The 2,644-nt window shown below is 46.4% G+C and carries 5 protein-coding genes; all 5 read left to right on the plus strand.

All coding sequences use genetic code 11. The features are described from left to right. Positions 1–321 (plus strand): hypothetical protein (locus CLFS41_RS05050; protein WP_045091656.1); only part of this gene is annotated, 321 nt, incomplete at its 5' end. A 4-nt stretch (positions 322–325) separates the two neighbouring features. After that, complete coding sequence (locus CLFS41_RS05055; RefSeq protein ID WP_045091657.1) at positions 326–1,114, plus strand: hypothetical protein; 789 nt, start codon at positions 326–328, stop codon at positions 1,112–1,114. Next, positions 1,014–1,856, plus strand: a complete 843-nt coding sequence (locus CLFS41_RS05060; protein ID WP_242856773.1) for an ATP-binding protein — start codon at positions 1,014–1,016, stop codon at positions 1,854–1,856. The genes CLFS41_RS05055 and CLFS41_RS05060 overlap by 101 nt, the downstream gene beginning before the upstream one ends. Positions 1,857–1,861: 5 nt before the next feature. After that, on the plus strand, positions 1,862–2,092 hold the full coding sequence (locus CLFS41_RS30675) for a hypothetical protein (protein ID WP_242856774.1): 231 nt from the start codon (positions 1,862–1,864) through the stop codon (positions 2,090–2,092). Positions 2,093–2,163: 71 nt separating this feature from the next. Beyond that, entirely contained in the window at positions 2,164–2,640 is a 477-nt protein-coding gene (locus CLFS41_RS30680) for a hypothetical protein (protein ID WP_242856775.1), read from the plus strand. The last annotated feature ends 4 nt before the right edge of the window (positions 2,641–2,644 follow it).

A 2,644-nucleotide genomic window follows, 5' to 3' on the forward strand; every position in this document is an offset into this window, starting at 1 on the left:
GAACTTGCCAATCTCCTTAAGGACCATGGATACAATTGCCGTAGGAGCCAGCAGTATTGCGGCACCAATGGGGATGCGGATGTGGTGGGACTTCCGGGCATACATATCGAGTGCAAAAGGGTAGAGCGACTTAACCTTGGAGATGCCATGAAACAGGCCGTAGATGACACAGAAGCAGAGAAATTACCGTTCGGCGAGGAAATCTACCCTTCAGTGTTCCACCGCCGTAATCGCGGATCCTGGTTGGTCACAATGCGCCTGGAAGATTGGATGGCATTGTATAAGGAGTGGGAAGCCGGACGGGACATTGATAGCAGGTGATAGGATGGATGGACATATTAAGCTTTACCGCAGATTCCTGGACTGGGAATGGTATCAGGACATTAACACAAAAGTTTTATTCATCCATATGCTCCTGAAAGCCAACTGGAAAGATGGAAAATTCATGGGTACAACTGTCCCGCGTGGTTCCTTCGTATCTTCCATCAAGAATCTTGCATACGAAACAGGGCTTACGGAAAGGGAGATTAGGACCGGAATTTCCCATCTAAAAACGACAGGCGAAGTGACAAGCAAGGCGACAAACAAATATAGCGTATTTACAATAAAAAACTATGATTTGTACCAGTCAGATGACAGGCAAGATGACACCCAGGCGACAGGCGAACGACATTCTAACGACAAACGAACGACAACAATAGAAGAAAGAAATAAAGAAATAAAGAAAGAAAATAATATATATAGTGCATCCGGTGACAGGAAACAGCAGTCAATTGCCCTGTTTGAAACCCTATGGAAACTGTATCCGTGCAAAAAGGGGAAAGGGCAGGTATCTGAAACCCAGAAGCAGAAACTCCTAAAAGTGGGGGAGGAAGAGTTGATACGGTGTATTGAGCGCTATAAGTCCGACCTTAAGCGTGATGCTGCATGGAGGAAACCGCAGAACGGAAGTACATTCTTCAACAGCGGATATGTGGATTATCTGGATGCAAATTATACAGGAGGTGGAAGTGGTGGATCCATTACAGGAAATGGTCAGCCGGATACAGGGGGAACGCAGAAGTACAATGATGACTACCTCGAAGGCGCAGGAGAAGGATTTACTGGATTCTGATGTCTGTCCTGAGTGTCATGGTACCGGGTGGATCTACTGGCGGGATTCCGATGGGATTGAATATGGACAGCGGTGCTTATGCGGGCTGGTAGAGCGTCAGATCATGGAGCGCAAGCTGGAGTTTGCGAACATCCCAGAGGCATTCAAGGCATTGGATATACGTTCCTTCCGGCTGGATGTGTATCGCAATGAGGCTGGTAGAAAGATAATCGTTAATACATGCGCGGCCATTAAGTATTACCTGGACAATCTGGACGGGATGAGGGCGGACGGGATGGGGTTATATCTGTATTCGGGAACCAAAGGGTCAGGCAAGACACGGATGGCTGCAAGCATAGCAAACGAAATGGTCAGTACATACAGGATGCAGGTTAAGTTTGCCGGATCTATGCAGATCATCAACGAGATTAAGGCCACCTGGGATGATAAAGAGAGAAGCGAGAGTGACCTGCTAAGGGCATTATCTACGGTCCAGGTATTGGTGATAGATGATTTCGGCACAGAACTGCCAAAGGATTGGATAGGAGAACGATTTTATAGCATTATTAATGGCCGATATCAGGATAAGTTGATTACTATGTACACCAGCAATCTGTGCCTACAGGATTTGAGATATGATGACAGGATAACAAACAGAATTAAGGAGCGTACCTTCCAGCTGCCATTCCCAGAAGAATCGGTTAGGGACTTGATAGCGGAGCAGAACAGGAAGGCGCTTATAGACGGAATGAGAGGAAGATGATTGATATGGGGAAACCAAATGAGAGGAGTGCATTGTTTTTAGATCGGTCTTACATAGACCAAAAATTTGCGGAACTGAGAGCGGATATGATAACCGTTATGGAAGCTAAGTTTCGGGTAATACAGAATAATCAGGATAGGATCATAAAACTTCTGGAAGTGGGAGAAGAACCGAAAAAAAGGGTGAGCCAATATCGGATGCCTATGCCTGGAAAATTGGAATACGCCGCAGAGTAGACAATATGGTTAAGAATTACCCAGAACTGTATTCCGATTTTAATAATATTTTGACCCGGATATATCGGAAAATGCGTGATGTCTATGGTTTTGTATCAGAGCAGGCCATTAAGGATTATAAATATGCTACAGGTGCAGAACGGGCCTCGTGTCTGGAAGTCATATCAGAGGATGAGAAGCTTCGATCATTGTTTGAGCCTATCCTCTCAAACCTGGAGGAGGATAGCCGAAAGGAGATGGAGAGGCGCAGGATGGCCCAGGAAGCAGAGATGGGAAAGACGCGCCAGGAGATCATACAGCCTCTTATTATGGCCAGGGGTGATAAGTCTAACTTCGGGTGTAATACATACACCACAGTTGCTGCCAGGATGCGGAAGAACAGGATAGATTTCCAGGCATATGCAGATGGATACCGCAAGGAAAAAGGCATTAAGCGGAAGGTGACCAACGGGGAGCTGATTGATAATATACCAGCCCTCAAACGGGAATTTGCAAAGGCAGTGGGGGAACTGCTGGCAGAGCAGCCACACACCAAGATGCCCATTTAGCGGA

Source organism: Clostridium sp. FS41 (assembly GCF_000954015.1).
Taxonomy (GTDB): Bacteria; Bacillota; Clostridia; order Lachnospirales; family Lachnospiraceae; genus Enterocloster; species Enterocloster citroniae.